Here is a 15,741-nt window from a genome sequence, read left to right on the forward strand (position 1 = left end):
GATCAGCCGGCCGCCGTGCGCGCAAGCTGGGCTTCGCGCGCGGCGCGCATACGCTCGAAATCATCGCCGGCGTGATAGCTGGAGCGCGTCAGCGGCGACGATGCGACCTGCAGGAACCCCTTGGCGCGCGCGATCTGCGCATAGGCGTCGAATGCCTGCGGCGTGACGAAATCGATCACTTTCGCATGTTTCGGCGTGGGTTGCAGATACTGGCCCATCGTCATGAAATCGATGTCGGCGCTGCGCATGTCGTCCATCACCTGATGAACCTCCATCCGCTCTTCACCCAGGCCGAGCATGATGCCAGACTTGGTGAAAATCGACGGATCACGGCGCTTCACGCTCTCAAGCAGCCGCAGCGAAGCATAATAGCGCGCTCCGGGACGGATCGTCGGGTAAAGCCGGGGTACGGTTTCCAGATTGTGATTATAGACATCGGGACGCGCATCGACGATCGCCGCGACCGCGCTTTCCGGCTTGTTCCGGAAATCGGGGGTCAGAATTTCGATCGTCGTCGTCGGGGTTTCGCGGCGCAGCGCCTCGATCACCTTGACGAACTGGCTGGCGCCGCCGTCGGGCAGGTCGTCGCGATCGACCGATGTGATGACGATATGCGACAGCCCCATCTTGGCCGCCGCGATCGCCGTATGTTCGGGTTCGAGCAGGTCGACGGCCCGGGGCATCCCGGTCTTGACGTTGCAAAAGGCGCAGGCACGGGTGCAGGTGTCGCCAAGGATCATCACCGTCGCATGCTTCTTGGTCCAGCATTCGCCGATATTCGGGCACGCCGCCTCTTCGCACACCGTGTTGAGATTGAGATCGCGCATCAGCTTGCGCGTCTCGGCATAGCCTGGGCTGGTGGGCGCCTTGACGCGGATCCAGTCGGGTTTGCGGGCGCGTTGGCTGGGCGACGGTTGCAATGGAGCGGTCATGGCGCCCACATAGTCGCGCACGACGCTCTTCTCAACCTCGCTTCTTCTGCTAAAGCGCAGCCATGACTCGCTTCACCGACCTCGTCGAAGGATATCGCCGTTTCCGTAACGCCGGATGGCAGTTGCAGCGCGAACGATGGGAAGAGTTGGCAGAGGGGCAATCGCCCAAGGTGATGGTGATCGCCTGTTCAGACAGCCGGGTCGAACCATCGCAGATTTTCGACACCCACCCGGGCGAGATATTCGTCGTCCGCAACGTTGCGGCGCTGGTTCCGCCCTTTGAAACGACCCCGGGTCGGCACGGCGTTTCCGCGGCGCTGGAATTCGCGGTCCAGTTTCTGAAGGTCGAGGAAATCGTCGTGATGGGCCACGGCCTTTGCGGTGGCTGCCACGCCGCGCTCCATCGCACGATGGAGGGCGCCGAACCGGGACGCGGCGGCTTTATCGCCGACTGGATCGCGTTGCTAGACGATGCCAGCGCTGAAGTGCGCGCAAGCCATGGCGAGCAGCTCGATACACGCGAGGCAGGCCGCGCGATGGAAATGGCGGCGGTAAAGGTCAGCATCGACAATCTGCGCAGCTTCCCGTGCATTCAGGAAAAGGAAAAGCGCGGCACCCTGAAACTGCGGGGTGCCTTTTTCGCGATCAGTGACGGCATCCTTCACATACTGGACGAGTCGACAGGCGGCTTCGCCCCGGCCTGACGCCTCGGCAAGGGATTTTAAGCCTCAACCTCGCCACGCAAGAAGCTGTAAAATAGAGATTTTCCTTTCCCGTTAGCGCTTCGAATGACCATGGGAACGAGGTTGTCGTCGCGCCCGACGCCATTCGGCGGGGCTCCGAACCAAATATGAACCCACACCGCGGGTGACTTTCGGAGAGCCGTTGTTCGGCGTGATCGCAAAGCGAACGCTGGCCGGGGCGGCGATTCCTGATATCCCGGCTCTTGGCGGCAGTATGACCGCTTCATAGCGAAAGGCCGGCCAGTTCGATGCGGATCAGAAAGGTCATGGCAAGCGACGCGGAAGCGATACAGGCGATCTACGCCCCGTTCGTTCGCGATACCGCCGTCTCATTTGAAGAAATCCCGCCGAGCGTTGGCGAGATAGCGAGCCGGATCGACGAGACGGCACGAGACTATCCTTATTTCGTGGCCGAGGAGGCCGGCGCGCTATTAGGTTATGCCTATGCCGGTCCCCATCGATCCAGAGCGGCGTATCGCCACTCAGTGGATGTCACGGTTTATGTCGGCGGCAACGCCCAGCGACGCGGTGTCGGGCGTGCGCTTTACCAATGCCTGCTTCCCGCCGCCGCAGATCGGGGATATCACGCCGCCTTCGCCGGAATCGCACTCCCCAACGACGCCAGCGTGGCCTTGCACGAAGCGTTCGGCTTTACCGCGATAGGCGTTTATCGAGAGGTTGGCCGGAAGCTTGGGGCATGGCATGATGTCGGATGGTGGCAACGGCGGCTGTAAATTACCGTCGCCGCCATTTCGTCCCTCCATCATCGCGGCGGCGCCGCGAGCATATGGCGGCGTCAGGGAATGGCGTAGGTCACATTGGCCTGCCCGACCGGTTTGGTGGCATCATCGGCCCAAATCCGTACATCCATGACGGCAAGCCGCTTGCCGAGGCGCAGCATATGAGCGTCGGCAAAAATCGGCCCCGGGCGGCACGGGCGCAGGAACTGATAGTTGAGCGCGCTCGTCACCGCCATCGCCACGGGGCCGATATGGGCAAGGACCAGCGCATAGGCCGCCATGTCGGCAAAGCCCATCTGGGTCGGCCCTGAAATCAGCCCGCCGGGCCGTAGCGCCTGTTCATTCGGGACCAGCCGCGCCCGGATATGGCCGGGCGCCGCCGACAGCACTTCGCCGCGCGATCCCGGCTTCGACTGCGGAAACGCCTCTGCCATGAAGGCGTTGAGCGCGTCCGCGTCCAGGCGGATCGCGCTCGATGAAATGGGCGCCGCCCCCTCGCCCATGCCGATCAGCGCGACAGCTTTTTATAGGTCGTCGCGTGCGGGCGCGTCGCACCTTCGCCAAGGCGGCGGATCTTGTCCTCTTCATAGGATTCGAAATTGCCTTCGAACCATTCGACATGGCTGTCGCCTTCGAACGCCAAAATATGCGTCGCGAGGCGGTCGAGGAAGAAGCGGTCGTGGCTGATCACCACCGCGCAGCCGGCGAAATTTTCGAGCGCTTCCTCGAGTGCCGCCAACGTTTCGGTGTCGAGATCGTTGGTCGGTTCGTCGAGCAGCAGGACATTGCCGCCGGCCTTCAGCATCTTGGCCATGTGGACGCGGTTGCGTTCACCGCCCGACAGCATGCCAACCTTTTTCTGCTGGTCGGTGCCCTTGAAATTGAAGGCGCCGACATAGGCGCGGGTCTGCATCTCGTGCTTGCCGATCGTCATCATGTCGTGGCCGCCCGAAATTTCTTCCCAGACATTCTTGTTGGGGTCCAGCGCGTCGCGGCTCTGGTCGACATAGCCGAGGCGCACGGTGTCGCCGATCGCAACGCTGCCGCTGTCGGGCTGTTCCTGGCCGGTGATCAGCTTGAACAGGGTCGACTTGCCGGCACCGTTCGGACCGATGACGCCAACGATGCCGCCCGGCGGCAGCGTGAAGGACAGATCTTCGAACAGCAATTTGTCGCCATAGGCCTTAGAAATATTGCTGACCTCGATGACCTTGCCGCCCAGGCGTTCCGGAACCTGGATGACGATCTGAGCCTTTCCGGGGGTGCGGTTTTCCTGCGCTTCGACCAGCTGGTCAAAGCTTTTGATACGCGCCTTCGACTTGGCCTGGCGCGCCTTGGGCGACTGCCGGATCCATTCGAGTTCGTCCTTGATCGCCTTCTGGCGCCCCTGATCTTCGCGCGCTTCCTGTTCGAGGCGCTTGCCCTTCTTTTCGAGATAGGTCGAATAATTACCTTCATAGACGAAGTAGCGGCCGCGATCGAGTTCGAGGATCCAGTTGACGACATTGTCGAGGAAGTAGCGATCGTGGGTGACGAGGATGACGTTACCCGGATAATCGACCAGATGCTTTTCGAGCCACGCGACGCTTTCGGCATCGAGGTGGTTGGTCGGTTCGTCGAGCAGCAGGATCGACGGCTTTTCGAGCAGCAGACGGGTGAGCGCGATGCGGCGTTTTTCGCCGCCCGACAGATTTTCCACGCTCCAGTCGCCCGGCGGGCAGCGTAGCGCTTCCATCGCGATTTCGAGCTGGTTGTCGAGCGTCCAGCCATCGACTGCGTCGATCTTTTCCTGCAGCGTGCCCATTTCCTCCATCAGAGCATCGAAATCGGCGTCCGCGGGCGGATCGGCCATCAACGCGCTGATCTCGTTGAAACGGTCGAGCATGTCGGCGACCGGGCGGACCCCGTCCATGACATTTTCCTTGACCGTCTTGTTGGGGTCGAGCTGCGGTTCCTGCGCCAGATAGCCGACGGTGATCCCTTCACCCGGCCATGCTTCGCCGGTAAAATCCTTGTCGATGCCGGCCATAACCTTCATCAGCGTCGACTTGCCGGTGCCGTTCGGGCCGACGATACCAATCTTGGCGTCGGGATAGAATTGCAGGTGGATGCCGTTAAGGGTCGGCTTTTGCGCGCCGGGATAGGTCTTGGTCAGACCCTTCATCACGAAACTATATTGGGCGGCCATAAATGCTCCGGTAGAGGCTGGGCCGCGTTGGCGGCCGGAAGAGTTGGCCGCCGGTTAGCGAATGGGCGCGCGCTTGGCAATCGGGCTTGCCCGCCGCCACGCCCGCTTCGGAGCGCTAGCGCCTGCCCTATAGCCCCCTATATATAGAAGCCATCAAGGCAGGAGCGACATTACCGCCGATGGCGCGGCCCCGCAGGCCGAGAATGGGTGACGCGGACGCAATGCTTGCGATTCTCATCCGGTGCGGCGATAGCACTTACCATGATTGTTTCCGTGCAATGACGGATTCCCGCCATACTCGACCATCTCAATTATTTTTGTTGACGATTCATGCGGAACGGCTAAATCCCGCCGCTCGCGGGACGGGAAAGATTCCCCATCGCGGAAAGGCATTTTAGGGAGCCCACACATCATGAAGAAGTTTGCTGCTATCGCCGTTGCTGCCAGCATGTTCGCCCTCGCCGCTTGCGGTGAAAAGGCTGCTGAAGAAGCCACCACCGAAGCTCCGGCTGCTGAAGCTGTTGCAGAAGAAGGCGCCGACGCCGCTGCTGCTGGCGCCGACGCCGCCGCTGCTGGCGCCGAAGCCGCCGCTGCCGGTGCCGAAGCTGCTGCTCCGGCCGACGCTGCTGCGACCGCTGCTGCTCCGGCCGCTGATGCCGCCGCTGCTCCGGCCGCTCCGGCTGAAGAAAAGAAGTAAGTCGTAGCCCTTCGGGGCAATGACCGAAACGAAAAGGGCGGTCTTCCTTCGGGAAGGCCGCCTTTTTTCGTGGGCGCGTTCTGGGCCGCTCCATTTGCAAACCTATCGCGCGGTCGAACGTTGCCGCGTCGACTGCATCCATGCGATGTTTCGTAGATACGACCGGGCACAAGGCACCCGCCGCGACTGCGCGGACCTTGCCTGCGCAGCAGGATTTTTCCAGCTTTTCAAGGAATTTGGTCGGGGAGACAGGATTCGAACCTGCGACATCCTGCTCCCAAAGCAGGCGCGCTACCGGGCTGCGCTACTCCCCGACCGGCAGATGCCCTTAGACGGCGAAGACAGCGAAGTCTATCCCGCAGACGTCGCAATCAATCGTGCATAAAAATCGATCATCCGGCGAAAGCTGTCGATCTTCATATGTTCGTTGGTGCCGTGGATCATCGCCGATTCCTTCAGGCTGAAATGCATCGGCATAAAGCGGTAAACATCGTCCGATACCGCCTCCATATTGCGGCTGTCTGTCCCGCCGAGAACAAGGAAAGGTGACAGGACTGCGTCGGGCGCATCAGCGCGAGCCGCGGCGGCAACCCATTTCCATCCGGCCGACGCCGTCGATGATACCCGCGACGGTTCGCGCGGCGGACGGTCCCAACTCAGGCTGACCGGCAAGTTGCCGACCGCGGCCTTGGCGCGGGCCATCACGTCCGCCGAGCGGTTCCACGGCGCAATGCGATAGTTGATAAGGGCACTCGCGCTTTGCGGAAGAACATTTTCCTTGGGGCTTCCCTCCAGCATCGTCGGCGCGATGGTGGTCCGGAACGCCGCCGCCGTCGACGGGGCATTCGCCACCTGCCGCTTGACCAGCGGTGCGAACAGCCACGGATTCGCCACTGCCATCTTGGTCGTTCCGCCCTTTTTCGCGGCGAGGGTATCGAGCATCGATGCGGCGGGTCCGCGCAACTCCATCGAAAAGGGCTTTTCGGTGATGGCGACGATCGCGCGGGCCAGCGTCCCGACGCCGGTTTCGGGGGGCGGCATCGAACTGTGCCCGCCCGGAGCATGGGCCGTCACCTTCAGCGTTGCATAACCCTTTTCGGCGACACCGATCAGAATTGCCGGGCCACCGATGACGGGGGTGTCGGTCAGGACGATGCTGCCCTCGTCGAGCGTGAAGATCGCCTGGACACCTTCGGCCTTCAACCGCGCCGCCGCCTCAGCTGCGCCGCTGCCCCCGACTTCTTCATCATGGCCCGATACCAGATAGATGGTCCGCTTGGGGCGAAAGCCCGATCGTGCCAGCGCGTCGGCCGCTTCGAACAGGCCCACGAGCGATCCCTTGTCATCGACGGTTCCGCGCCCCCACACCGCGCCCTCGGCGATCACCCCGTCGAATGGTGGGTACTTCCAGTCTTTCTCGGTTCCCGGCGTGACCGGAACGACATCCTGGTGCGCCATCAGGATGATCGGCTGAAGCGCGGGATCGCTGCCCGGCCAGCGATAGATCAACGTGCCCGATGGCAAAAGCGTGCGGGTCATGACGCCATGGGCGGCCCCATAGGTTTCCGCCAACCAGCTATGCAGCCGGGTCCATTCGTCTGCCTGATTGTCGGCGGCATTTTGGTGCGAGATGGTCCGGAACCGTGTCGCTGCGCCAAGATGGGCGGCCGCCGCCTCCAGATCATAGGCGGGAACCGGCGCGAGACGGATATCGCTTCCATCCGCGACCCCCTGGGGCGCAAAGGTTGCGGTGCGGACCACAACCGTTCCGGCAACGAGTGCGACAAGGGCCAATCCGCCCATGACCATTGCCCGGCGTTTGCGCATCTGCCCTGCCCTCCCTTGTTGCCGCTTTTACAGCAGTGGACCGAGAAGCGTTTCGAATTGCAAGGGAATAGTGGAAATGGTGGGCCCGGCAGGACTCGAACCCGCAACCTAGCCGTTATGAGCGGCCAGCTCTAACCATTGAGCTACAGGCCCCCTTGGGGGATGTCCGCGCGATAGCGGAGCGTGCGGGGCGTTGGCAAGCGATACGGTCAGCGCCCGGCGCTTTTCCTGTCGGCCAGCGTCAGTATCTCTGCCGCTGTCGTCGGCGCGATCCCGCGTTTCGCCAGATGCCCGAGTATGATGTCCCACCAGCGGTAAAATTGCGCCAGGTCGGCTGCATCGCGCACATAAGGGGTGTTACCCGGCAGCAGCGACGGCGAATGAAAGGAGAAATTGAGAACCGGCAGACGCATGTCCACCGCGATATCGATCGCGGCGCAGGCCCGATCCGCCGGAATCCCCTCCGGCGTCAGCGCGATCCGTTCGACGAGCCGGGTGCGGGCAAGCGCCGCTCCCGCGCCCCACCCGCTTCCACCGGTCAGGCGGTGGTAAAGGCGCGTGCCGGTACCGCCGAGCAGACCGCCAAACACCGTCGTAACCGGCACTTCCAAGATGCTGCCCGTTGCCGTCTGGACCCACCATGGATGAAGCGGGGCGTTGCGGTAATCGGGGCCATGACCCTCGCGATAATCGAAAGCCGAACGAACCGACGTGTCGCACCGAAAGCCGAGTTCGGCGAGCATGACGGCGCTTTCGCTGCCCAGGCCATAGCGTCCGGCGCGATAGACGGTCGGCGCCACGCCGAAGCGATCGCGGATCGCGTCGCGCAGCGCGGCCATCTTGGCGCGTTGCAAGGATAAGGGAAGATTGCCCGTATAGCTGTTGCGATCGTTGACCTCCTCGTCGAACGGAGGTGTCACCCATGGATGCAATTGCGCGCCGATTTCGCAGCGATTGGCTTCCATGGGCGCTTTCAGTATCGCTATCGCCCGATCGTCGGCGACGACCGGCCAGTCGACCAGATAGATGGGACAGACACCGGCGCGTTCGAAATAGGTCTGGCAATCGGCCAGGGCAGGAACCGAATCAAGGCGATGCCCGGTGCGCGAAAAGGGCGCGCTCCAGTCAAATTCCTCTTCTGTGTCGATCGTCACCCAGAAACGCGGGCGCTCGTCATCCGCCAGCGCGATCAGGTCGCGTTGGCAGGGATAGGAAAAGAAATCGCCCCCAGGCTGCACCATTGCCCCCTTTTGCCGTGGCGGCCCCTGGCGCGGTTCATTCGCTCTGTTGGGCATCCTGAGGGGCATCGACCCCGACGGCGGCCCTTGGGTTGGCCGAAGGAAGATGCAAGGTCAAGGCGTTATGCCCGATATCGAGGCGCCCGCCGATGCCGCGCGCGAGGCTGTCGACCAGCCGCAGCGAAAAGCCAAGGCTGAGGATCGCGGCGCCCGGCGCCTCGCCCTCCGGGCTGAAACCCGGATCGAGAAGATCCGCGGCAGAGGCGAAACGGATCGATGCCGGGCGGACGATCCGCAGTTGCAGCATGTCGTCATGGGCCGATTCGGTCACAAGCTGGCCGACGAGCATCGTTCCCGCTTCGGAAATATCGACCAGCGCCGTCATCAGCCGTCCGATCATGCGGCGCGCATTCGCATCGCCCGAACGGGTGATGAACGGTCCCCCGACCCGCGAAATGCTGAGGTCGACATGCTGTTCGGCCAGCAAGGGCGCAAGGTCGCTTTCGACATGCGACAAAACGCCGATCAGGTCGACCGTCTCCTCGACGGAAAGCGGTGTGGTCGCCGGAGGTTCGCGCGTCGCGGTATCGAGGTCATCGATGATCGCCTGAACCGACGCGGCATCGGTGACGATCGTTTCGGCCATGGCGCGATAGGCGCCGCTGACCGGTCCGAACATCTGGCCCGAGATGATCTGCGCAAAGCCCGAAATGGCATTCAGCGGACTGCGCAGTTCGTGAATCAGCTGACGGATCGAATCGCCCGATTCCTGGATCGGTGAGCGGCCATAGGGGGTCTCGCTGCGCAGCGGGCGCCGTGCGCTGCCGCGATAGCCTCGAAACTGTCCGGTCGCCGGATCGAACCATGGCAAGGCCGAAAAACGCCATTCCCCGGATTCGGTGGCGGCGCCCTCCAACATCATGCGGGCGTTGACGATCTCCGCACGCTGGCGAAATGCTCCGGCAGCCGCATTGTCGGTGCCTGGTTCTCCGCCAAATGCCGCCTCGGCGATCGACAGACCGATCGCGGCACCGCGCGCGATGCCCTCGACCCAGTTGACGACGCCGTCGGGACCGGTTTCGAACCGAAAGGCGGTGCGCGGGCTGGCTGGCCCCTTGCTTCCACGCGGCGATGGCTGGGCACGGGCCGACTGGAATTTGTCGATCCGCCGCACCAGTTCGCTGATCTGGCTGGCTCCGCTTTCGGCGGCTTCTTCGCGGCCCACGGCCGACTGCGGTGCTCCGTTCGGGGCAGCCTCGGCGATGACCGCGCTTTCGTTGGCTTCGGGCTGGGGCAAGGCGACCGAGGCGGCGCCCAGGCTGACCAGCGCCCGACGCACGCCTTGCGGCAGATCCTCGCGCCCGGCCAACACCGAACGCGCCGTCGCACCGGTTGCAGGAAGCAGCGCCAGCCAATCGGCCTCGGCCAGACGGGCGTGGCGCAACATCGCGACCGAAACCGCGGGCACATCATTCGCATAAAAGGCGACCAGCGGCGCAAACCGGCCGTGCCGGGCGATCGCCAGTGCACAGTCACGGCGTATATTTTCGGGAACCTGCCGCCGTAACACCGCCAGCGCGTGCAGGCTGCGTCGAATATCGGATTCGCCCAGTTGATTACCCCGCTGGGCCAGAATATCGGTCAACTGTCGCCACGCAGTGATACCGGCGCGCCGGTCGGTCGGCGCTTGCCGCAAGATTGTCGCGATCATCGAGTCAGAAGTCACGCGAGCTGGCCCCACACCCTTGTCTTTGGTTAGCGTATGTTTAGCGGCTAGCGTGAATCATGCGGTCATGAAAGGGTCTTAACCATTCCCGTCGCATTGTGGGACAATTGCATTCGTCTGAAATATTATTATGGTTGCCACAGTTATTCCAAATGGAAGTTTCAGAGATGGCAAGCCAGAAATTCGATCAGATCGACCTTCAGATCCTAGGCGAATTGCAGAAAAATGGGCGTATAACCAACGTAGAATTGGCGCAAATGGTGGGTTTGACCGCCCCTCCCTGCCTCCGCCGCGTGCGGGCGCTCGAGGAAACCGGGGTCATTCGCTCCTATCATGCCGACCTTGATGCTGCGAAGCTTGGATATGGTATTACCGTGTTCGCGATGGTCAGCTTGCGCAGCCAGGCCGAATCCGACCTGAAAGCGTTCGAGGATTATATCGGCGGACTGCCCGAAGTTCGCGAATGCTATATGCTGAACGGCGAAATCGACTTTCTGTTGAAAGTCGTCGCGCGCGATCTGCAGAGCTTTCAGTCCTTCCTGACCGCACACTTGACGTCGGCGCCCAACGTAACCAGCGTCAAAACGTCGCTGACCATTCGCACAGCCAAGCAACTGGCGGGTATTCCGGTCGACGCCTGACCCGCATCTTTCGCCATCCATGAAAATGGGCGCCGCTCCCGTCAGGGAATGGCGCCCATTTTTATTCCGATCGGATCAGGAGGCGGGGGACGCCTTTGCGCGGATAGTCCACAATTGGGCCAGCCGCTGGCGCGTGCCGGACACTTTGGCGAGCGAGGCCGCCGCGGCGTCGCCCTGCCCGGCTAGAACCTGTGCCACGCCCAGGCGGTACTGCGCCATCGGGTTGCCGCCGGCAATCGCGGCTTCATACAACGGAATCGCCTTGGCATAATCGCCATTGCCGACCAACGCATCGGCGGTGCCGAGCGCGATCTTCGGATTGGCCTTGGTCGCCGGCTTGCCCGAATCGGCCGCCAGTGCAGCGGCATCGTCGCGGGCACGCGGCGTCTGCGATTCAAGGATGCCGCCGAAATGCGCGTCACCGGCCTTGATCACGCCCTTCGCCTGACCTTCCTTGATCAGCGACACGACTTCACCTGGATAGCCGGCTTCGGTCGCCAGCGCCGCATATTCGGAATATTCGGCCCGTTCGGTCATCGCACCCGTCGCGCGCATCAGGCGCAGGATGTCGAGGTTCAGCTCCTTGTCGCCGCCCGACTGCTGCAACATGATGTACAGCGTGTTGCGCCAGGTCGCGGGCATCCCATAATCCTGTACGCGCATCGTCAGCACGTCCAGCGTGTCGTTGACGCGGTTCGCTTTCTGAAAAGCCTGTGCCGGACGGACGTAAAGATCCTCGCCCGGACGCTGGCCGGCGGCGCGTGCCGCCTCGATCGCCGCCTTGGCAATCGCCCAGCCCTGATCGACCTGGCCGAGATTCAGATAGCTGTCCATAAGGATCGCGGGCAGCGCAGGTTCGGCCGACCCGGCAGCCTTCGCCGCTTCGAGCCGCTTGACCGCCTTTGCATAGTCCTTGGCGCCATAGGCAAAATTGCCCGAGAAGAAATTATAGGGCGCCAGGCTTTCATCCGGTGTCAGGCCGGAATCGAGGAGCGCGTCGAGCGCCTGCCCCTGAATCGCCTGATCCTTGTTCATGATGCCAAGCTGCAGGCGATAGAAGGCCGTAAGATACTGGTCGTCGGGCTTCGTCGCGGTGGTCTCCGCCTCGGCCAGGGCCGCTTGCAGGGCTGCGGCGTCCTTTTTACCAGCCGCATCGGTCAGCTTTTTCAGGGCCGGCGAGAACTCGCGGCTCGGCGATAACTGTTTGCCCTTGCTCGCTTCTTCTTCCTTGCCCTTCTTGGGCTTTTCCTTCGCCGAAACCGGTGCGGCGGTCACCATCAGCGCGCAACCGAGCACAGCGGCCATCGCTGTTGCCGACATCGAGCGAAAACGGGTGAACATCAAAATCTCTCCTCATGAAAACGACCGCCTGCCCGGGGTGCACCCAGGTTCGACCGCAGTTCGTCAACGCGGCTAAACCCGTAGCGTTGCCAAGGCAAGACAGCCGGTATCGATTTAATTGTGGAGGAGCGCCGCTGAACGGCGATTGAACCTGAAGCGTCCGCGCTGCGCGTCAGTCGAGGCGGTCGATCGCTTCGTTTATCTGGCGCAGGACAGCCGGATCGCCGGGCGCGCCCGCCATCGCGGCTTCGGCCAGTTCGATCAGCGGAACGATCCCGAACGTCCCCGCAAGCCCCTTCAGCCGTAGTGCCGCGACATTCCAGTTGGCGTCGCACCGCGACCGGCGCATCAGGTCGGACAGTTCGCGGGCGCCGCCGACAAGGGCCGCACGCAGGTCCATCGCCACCGCGGGATCGTCCCCCACGGCAGCGTTCAGATACCGATCCAGCGGGCCACTATCGAACGACATTCCACAGCCTTGTCACCCCATGGTTAAGTTTCCGTTTCATGGCGGGCATTTGGTGCTAAGATGCCCCGATGACGGGGGAAAAGAAAATCGTCGGATTGTGGCGGGATACCGCGGCAAACCAGGAAGGTGACAGCCAGACGCCCGCGCCCGCCGCGGCGGCTGAAACCGTGCCCGCCTCCCGCGCTGACGCAGCGACCGAACGGGATTGGCTCGACATGTCGGCATTAGCCGAAGCTGAAATTATCGACGACGATATCTCCTCTGCCGCGCCGTCCGTCTGGCGCGACCGCGGGGCGCCGGTTCTGCTCGTGCTGCTCGCGCTCGGCTGGACCGGATTCGCGCTCTACGTTGCAACGCTGGGCTTTGCGCGCGCGCCGGCGCTTACCGACTGGCCCGCTTTGCTTGCCACCATCGCCATGCCGCTGACCCTGCTTGCAGTGCTGTGGATGGCGCTGCTGCGATCGGGGCGTTCGGAACAGGCCCGTTTCGCGCGGGTCGCGGCAGGGCTGCGAGCCGAAAATCTGGCGCTCAACCAGTCGATGGCTCAGCTCGGCCAGGCGCTGACCGAAGCGCAGAAGCAATTGTCCGACCAGGCGCGTGCCGTTCAGCAGTTGGGCATCGACACGGTGCTCCGCCTCAACGAAAGCAGCGACAAGCTGGCCAGCAACGCATCGGTGATCGCCAATGCGCATGACCAGCTCGCACGTTCGGGCGATGTGGCGATGCAGCGGATGGACGGCCTGCTCGCCGGACTGCCGCGAATCGACGATGTTGCGCAGCGACTGGCGGTGAATTTCCGCGAGGCCGGATTGGTCGCGCACCAACAGGGCGCCAATCTGGAAGCCAGGCTTGCGGCGCTGGCCGACGAAGCCACCCGCGCGGCACAGGCGAACGAGGCGTCCGCCGCCAGCTTGCACGAGGCGATGGGCGCGCTCGGCGAACAGGCGCGGGAGACCGAGGCTGGTCTGGTCGCCGCATCAGCCACGGTCGCCGAAACCCACAAGGTCGCCCTGGCCGACATCAGCGAAAAAAGTGCCGCGATCGGCGAACATATGGCGGCCACCATCGCGGCGATCACGGGTCAGATGGACCAAAGCTGGCGTGGCTTTCGTAACAATGTCGATGCCGCCGCGGCCCAGATGGACGAAAAGCTCGCCGGAGCCCGCGAGGCTGGCGATGCCATGGGGGTGCAGCTTGCGGCCCATGGGGCGGCCAGCGAGGCACTGGCGGCAAGTTTTGCCGCGCATGTCGCAGAGGTCGGGCAGCAGCTGGAGGTGCTCGATGTGTCGGTTTCGGCCAGCACCGGCGTCATCGGGCGCTCGATCGGCGATACCAAAGAACAGCTTGCCGCCTTCATGGCCGAAGTGACCAGCGGCAATAATTCGGCCCAGCAGTTGATCGGGCGCGCTGAATCGCTGCTGTTGGCGCTCGACGCGGTGACGCGCGAGCTCGACGAAACGCTGCCTCATGCGCTCGACCGCATGACCCAGCATGGAAAGACCACGCAAACCGCGCTGGCCCAGCTGAAACCGATGCTCGAGGCATCCGAACTCGTTGCCCAGTCGACCTTGTCGCATGTCAATGCGGTCAAATCGACGCTCGAGACCAATGAAAGCCGCATGGCGGAACAGTCGGACAGCCAGGAAGCGCTCGCCGAACGGTTGAATGCAGCGCTCGGCAACGCCGATGCGGCCTTGGCCAAGCTGCGCGACGGAGCCGACGAATTTGCGGAACAAGGCGGCGCACGGATGATCGCGACGCTCGACGAGGTGCGCGGGACCGCTGATTCTGCGGCGCTGGAGGCACGGCAGCTTCTCGACAAGCTGGTTGCGAGCACGCGGGACACGATGGAAAGCGCCGCGAGCGACGCGGTTGGAGCGGCGTTCAAGACCGAAGTGATGGCGCAGCTCACGGCGATCGAGGAAGCGTCGCAGCGCGCGGTGTCCGCCGCGAACAGCGCCGCCGACCGCCTGATGCGCCAGCTCATCACGATCATGGACACCAGCGCCAATGTCGAGGCGCGGGTGATCGAGGCCGAACAGGCGATCGCCGCCGTCGATCGCGATTCGCTGGCGAAACAGGTCGGTATCCTGACCGAAGCGCTCAAATCGACCGCGATTGACGTCACCAAGATCCTGTCGAGCGAAGTCAGCGACACCGCTTGGGACGCTTATATGAAGGGCGATCGCGGCGTCTTTGCCCGGCGCGCGGTCAAGCTCGTCGAAAATGGCGAAGCACGCGAAATACTGCGGCTCTACCAGAATGACGATGCGTTCCACGCGGCTGTGAACCAGTATATCCACGATTTCGAGGCGATGCTGCGGCTGTTGATGGGCGCACGCGACGGGTCAGCGATCAGCGTCACCCTGCTCTCGTCCGACATCGGCAAGCTTTATGTCGCGCTCGCCCAGGCAATCGACCGCCTGCGCGGCTGACGGTTGCGGGGGGCGGTGCGCCGGTCGGAATATCGGCGCGACGGCCCGGCCTGACTATGGACGCGGGGTATGAACCGCGTTTCGATCCGTACGACCAATACACCCGACGCCGCGGACCGGCAGGTCGTTCTGGACCAGTTGCGGCAGTTCACGCGCGAAACCGTAGCGCTGCTCGACAATCAGCAGTTTGCCGCGCTGGTCGTCGACGAAGCGGGCACCGTGATTGGCGGCCTGATCGGTTCGTCACGCTGGGGCGGCTTTCACATCGAGATGATCGCCCTGCCCGCCGGGTTACGCGGACAGGGGCTGGGTACGCAGCTACTGGACCTTGCCGAGAGCGAAGCGCGGAACCGCGGTTGCCATCACATATATCTCGATACCCACGCCTTTCAGGCGCGCGGCTTCTATGAACGCCGCGGCTTCGCGTTGTTCGGACGGATTGATGGGCCGGCGCCCTTCTATCCGCGCCTGTTCCTGAAAAAACAGCTCGGCGGGCCTGCCGATCAGGCTCTGCCGCTCAGTACATCGGGGTCGGCCCAACCGTTCACATAGGCGATATAATAGATGACGAAGGCCACTGCTGCGGCAATCGTCATCTGGATCAGGATGCGCCCAGGACGGAAATGCGCGGGGGCGCCCGGTTCCTGCCCCCTGACCATCGGCACCGCGTCATCGGCGGCGCGGCGGCCGTGAAAGGGCAGCACGAAAAAGGCGCTGAACACCCAGAACAGGCCGAAAATGGCAAGGGCGGAAGTCCATTTCAT

Annotated in this window: 15 protein-coding genes and 2 tRNA genes; 6 read left to right on the forward strand and 11 right to left on the reverse strand. The window is 63.2% G+C overall.

What is annotated here, in order from left to right; genetic code table 11:
• Positions 1-2 precede the first annotated feature (2 nt).
• Complete coding sequence (gene lipA / locus U0S50_RS03750; protein WP_416194947.1) at positions 3-932, reverse strand: lipoyl synthase; 930 nt, start codon at positions 930-932, stop codon at positions 3-5.
• Between the two features lie 62 nt (positions 933-994).
• Between lipA and U0S50_RS03755 the strand changes: the two genes are divergently transcribed.
• Both U0S50_RS03755 and U0S50_RS03760 read left to right on the forward strand, forming a co-directional pair.
• Positions 995-1,636, forward strand: coding sequence for a carbonic anhydrase (locus U0S50_RS03755; protein ID WP_322307431.1), 642 nt, complete (start codon positions 995-997; stop codon positions 1,634-1,636).
• Positions 1,637-1,923: 287 nt separating this feature from the next.
• Complete coding sequence (locus U0S50_RS03760; protein WP_416194948.1) at positions 1,924-2,409, forward strand: arsinothricin resistance N-acetyltransferase ArsN1 family B; 486 nt, start codon at positions 1,924-1,926, stop codon at positions 2,407-2,409.
• 62 nt (positions 2,410-2,471) lie between these two features.
• On the opposite strand, the gene U0S50_RS03765 is transcribed toward U0S50_RS03760, so the two are convergent.
• Both U0S50_RS03765 and ettA read right to left on the reverse strand, forming a co-directional pair.
• Positions 2,472-2,918, reverse strand: a complete 447-nt coding sequence (locus tag U0S50_RS03765) for a PaaI family thioesterase (RefSeq protein ID WP_322307433.1) — start codon at positions 2,916-2,918, stop codon at positions 2,472-2,474.
• A gap of 5 nt (positions 2,919-2,923) precedes the next feature.
• Positions 2,924-4,603 (reverse strand): energy-dependent translational throttle protein EttA, encoded by a 1,680-nt coding sequence (gene ettA / locus U0S50_RS03770; RefSeq protein WP_322307434.1) that lies wholly within the window; start codon positions 4,601-4,603, stop codon positions 2,924-2,926.
• A gap of 412 nt (positions 4,604-5,015) precedes the next feature.
• Between ettA and U0S50_RS03775 the strand changes: the two genes are divergently transcribed.
• Positions 5,016-5,300 (forward strand): hypothetical protein, encoded by a 285-nt coding sequence (locus U0S50_RS03775; RefSeq protein WP_322307435.1) that lies wholly within the window; start codon positions 5,016-5,018, stop codon positions 5,298-5,300.
• Between the two features lie 237 nt (positions 5,301-5,537).
• On the opposite strand, the gene U0S50_RS03780 is transcribed toward U0S50_RS03775, so the two are convergent.
• From U0S50_RS03780 to U0S50_RS03800, 5 genes are all read right to left on the reverse strand, one after another.
• Positions 5,538-5,614 (reverse strand) — tRNA-Pro (locus tag U0S50_RS03780).
• Positions 5,615-5,651: 37 nt separating this feature from the next.
• On the reverse strand, positions 5,652-7,127 hold the full coding sequence (locus tag U0S50_RS03785) for a M20 family peptidase (protein WP_322307436.1): 1,476 nt from the start codon (positions 7,125-7,127) through the stop codon (positions 5,652-5,654).
• Positions 7,128-7,204: 77 nt separating this feature from the next.
• Positions 7,205-7,280 (reverse strand) — tRNA-Ile (locus U0S50_RS03790).
• A 56-nt stretch (positions 7,281-7,336) separates the two neighbouring features.
• Positions 7,337-8,368: a polysaccharide deacetylase family protein gene (locus U0S50_RS03795; RefSeq protein WP_322307437.1), complete on the reverse strand. Its 1,032-nt coding sequence runs from the start codon at positions 8,366-8,368 to the stop codon at positions 7,337-7,339.
• 34 nt (positions 8,369-8,402) lie between these two features.
• A complete protein-coding gene (locus U0S50_RS03800) occupies positions 8,403-10,091 on the reverse strand; it encodes a histidine kinase dimerization/phospho-acceptor domain-containing protein (protein ID WP_322307438.1) in 1,689 nt (562 codons plus the stop codon).
• Between the two features lie 167 nt (positions 10,092-10,258).
• Between U0S50_RS03800 and U0S50_RS03805 the strand changes: the two genes are divergently transcribed.
• Positions 10,259-10,732 (forward strand): Lrp/AsnC family transcriptional regulator, encoded by a 474-nt coding sequence (locus U0S50_RS03805; RefSeq protein WP_322307439.1) that lies wholly within the window; start codon positions 10,259-10,261, stop codon positions 10,730-10,732.
• A gap of 75 nt (positions 10,733-10,807) precedes the next feature.
• On the opposite strand, the gene U0S50_RS03810 is transcribed toward U0S50_RS03805, so the two are convergent.
• Together U0S50_RS03810 and U0S50_RS03815 are read right to left on the reverse strand one after the other, a co-directional pair.
• Entirely contained in the window at positions 10,808-12,073 is a 1,266-nt protein-coding gene (locus U0S50_RS03810) for a tetratricopeptide repeat protein (protein ID WP_322307440.1), read from the reverse strand.
• Between the two features lie 172 nt (positions 12,074-12,245).
• Positions 12,246-12,542 (reverse strand): Hpt domain-containing protein, encoded by a 297-nt coding sequence (locus tag U0S50_RS03815; RefSeq protein WP_322307441.1) that lies wholly within the window; start codon positions 12,540-12,542, stop codon positions 12,246-12,248.
• Between the two features lie 68 nt (positions 12,543-12,610).
• On the opposite strand from U0S50_RS03815, the gene U0S50_RS03820 reads away from it, so the two are divergent.
• Both U0S50_RS03820 and U0S50_RS03825 read left to right on the forward strand, forming a co-directional pair.
• The gene (locus tag U0S50_RS03820) at positions 12,611-14,977 is read left to right on the forward strand and encodes a hypothetical protein (RefSeq protein ID WP_322307442.1); all 2,367 of its coding nucleotides are present in this window, start codon (positions 12,611-12,613) and stop codon (positions 14,975-14,977) included.
• Between the two features lie 69 nt (positions 14,978-15,046).
• Positions 15,047-15,529, forward strand: coding sequence for a GNAT family N-acetyltransferase (locus U0S50_RS03825; protein WP_322307443.1), 483 nt, complete (start codon positions 15,047-15,049; stop codon positions 15,527-15,529).
• On the opposite strand, the gene U0S50_RS03830 is transcribed toward U0S50_RS03825, so the two are convergent.
• Entirely contained in the window at positions 15,481-15,741 is a 261-nt protein-coding gene (locus U0S50_RS03830; protein WP_322307444.1) for a DUF1467 family protein, read from the reverse strand. The two genes, U0S50_RS03825 and U0S50_RS03830, sit on opposite strands and share 49 nt — an antisense overlap.

The organism is Sphingopyxis sp., assembly GCF_034380315.1.
Taxonomy (GTDB): Bacteria; Pseudomonadota; Alphaproteobacteria; order Sphingomonadales; family Sphingomonadaceae; genus Sphingopyxis.

Excerpts from the sequence above, each read along its gene's own strand:
- U0S50_RS03825 (WP_322307443.1), top strand. The coding sequence starts at position 15,047 with ATGAACCGCGTTTCGATCCGTACGACCAATACACCCGACGCCGCGGAC.
- U0S50_RS03760 (WP_416194948.1), top strand. The coding sequence starts at position 1,924 with ATGCGGATCAGAAAGGTCATGGCAAGCGACGCGGAAGCGATACAGGCG.
- U0S50_RS03805 (WP_322307439.1), top strand. The coding sequence starts at position 10,259 with ATGGCAAGCCAGAAATTCGATCAGATCGACCTTCAGATCCTAGGCGAA.
- U0S50_RS03815 (WP_322307441.1), bottom strand. The coding sequence starts at position 12,542 with ATGTCGTTCGATAGTGGCCCGCTGGATCGGTATCTGAACGCTGCCGTG.
- U0S50_RS03765 (WP_322307433.1), bottom strand. The coding sequence starts at position 2,918 with ATGGGCGAGGGGGCGGCGCCCATTTCATCGAGCGCGATCCGCCTGGAC.
- U0S50_RS03795 (WP_322307437.1), bottom strand. The coding sequence starts at position 8,368 with ATGGTGCAGCCTGGGGGCGATTTCTTTTCCTATCCCTGCCAACGCGAC.
- lipA (WP_416194947.1), bottom strand. The coding sequence starts at position 932 with ATGACCGCTCCATTGCAACCGTCGCCCAGCCAACGCGCCCGCAAACCC.
- U0S50_RS03820 (WP_322307442.1), top strand. The coding sequence starts at position 12,611 with ATGACGGGGGAAAAGAAAATCGTCGGATTGTGGCGGGATACCGCGGCA.
- U0S50_RS03775 (WP_322307435.1), top strand. The coding sequence starts at position 5,016 with ATGAAGAAGTTTGCTGCTATCGCCGTTGCTGCCAGCATGTTCGCCCTC.
- U0S50_RS03785 (WP_322307436.1), bottom strand. The coding sequence starts at position 7,127 with ATGCGCAAACGCCGGGCAATGGTCATGGGCGGATTGGCCCTTGTCGCA.
- U0S50_RS03830 (WP_322307444.1), bottom strand. The coding sequence starts at position 15,741 with ATGAAATGGACTTCCGCCCTTGCCATTTTCGGCCTGTTCTGGGTGTTC.
- U0S50_RS03755 (WP_322307431.1), top strand. The coding sequence starts at position 995 with ATGACTCGCTTCACCGACCTCGTCGAAGGATATCGCCGTTTCCGTAAC.
- U0S50_RS03810 (WP_322307440.1), bottom strand. The coding sequence starts at position 12,073 with ATGTTCACCCGTTTTCGCTCGATGTCGGCAACAGCGATGGCCGCTGTG.
- ettA (WP_322307434.1), bottom strand. The coding sequence starts at position 4,603 with ATGGCCGCCCAATATAGTTTCGTGATGAAGGGTCTGACCAAGACCTAT.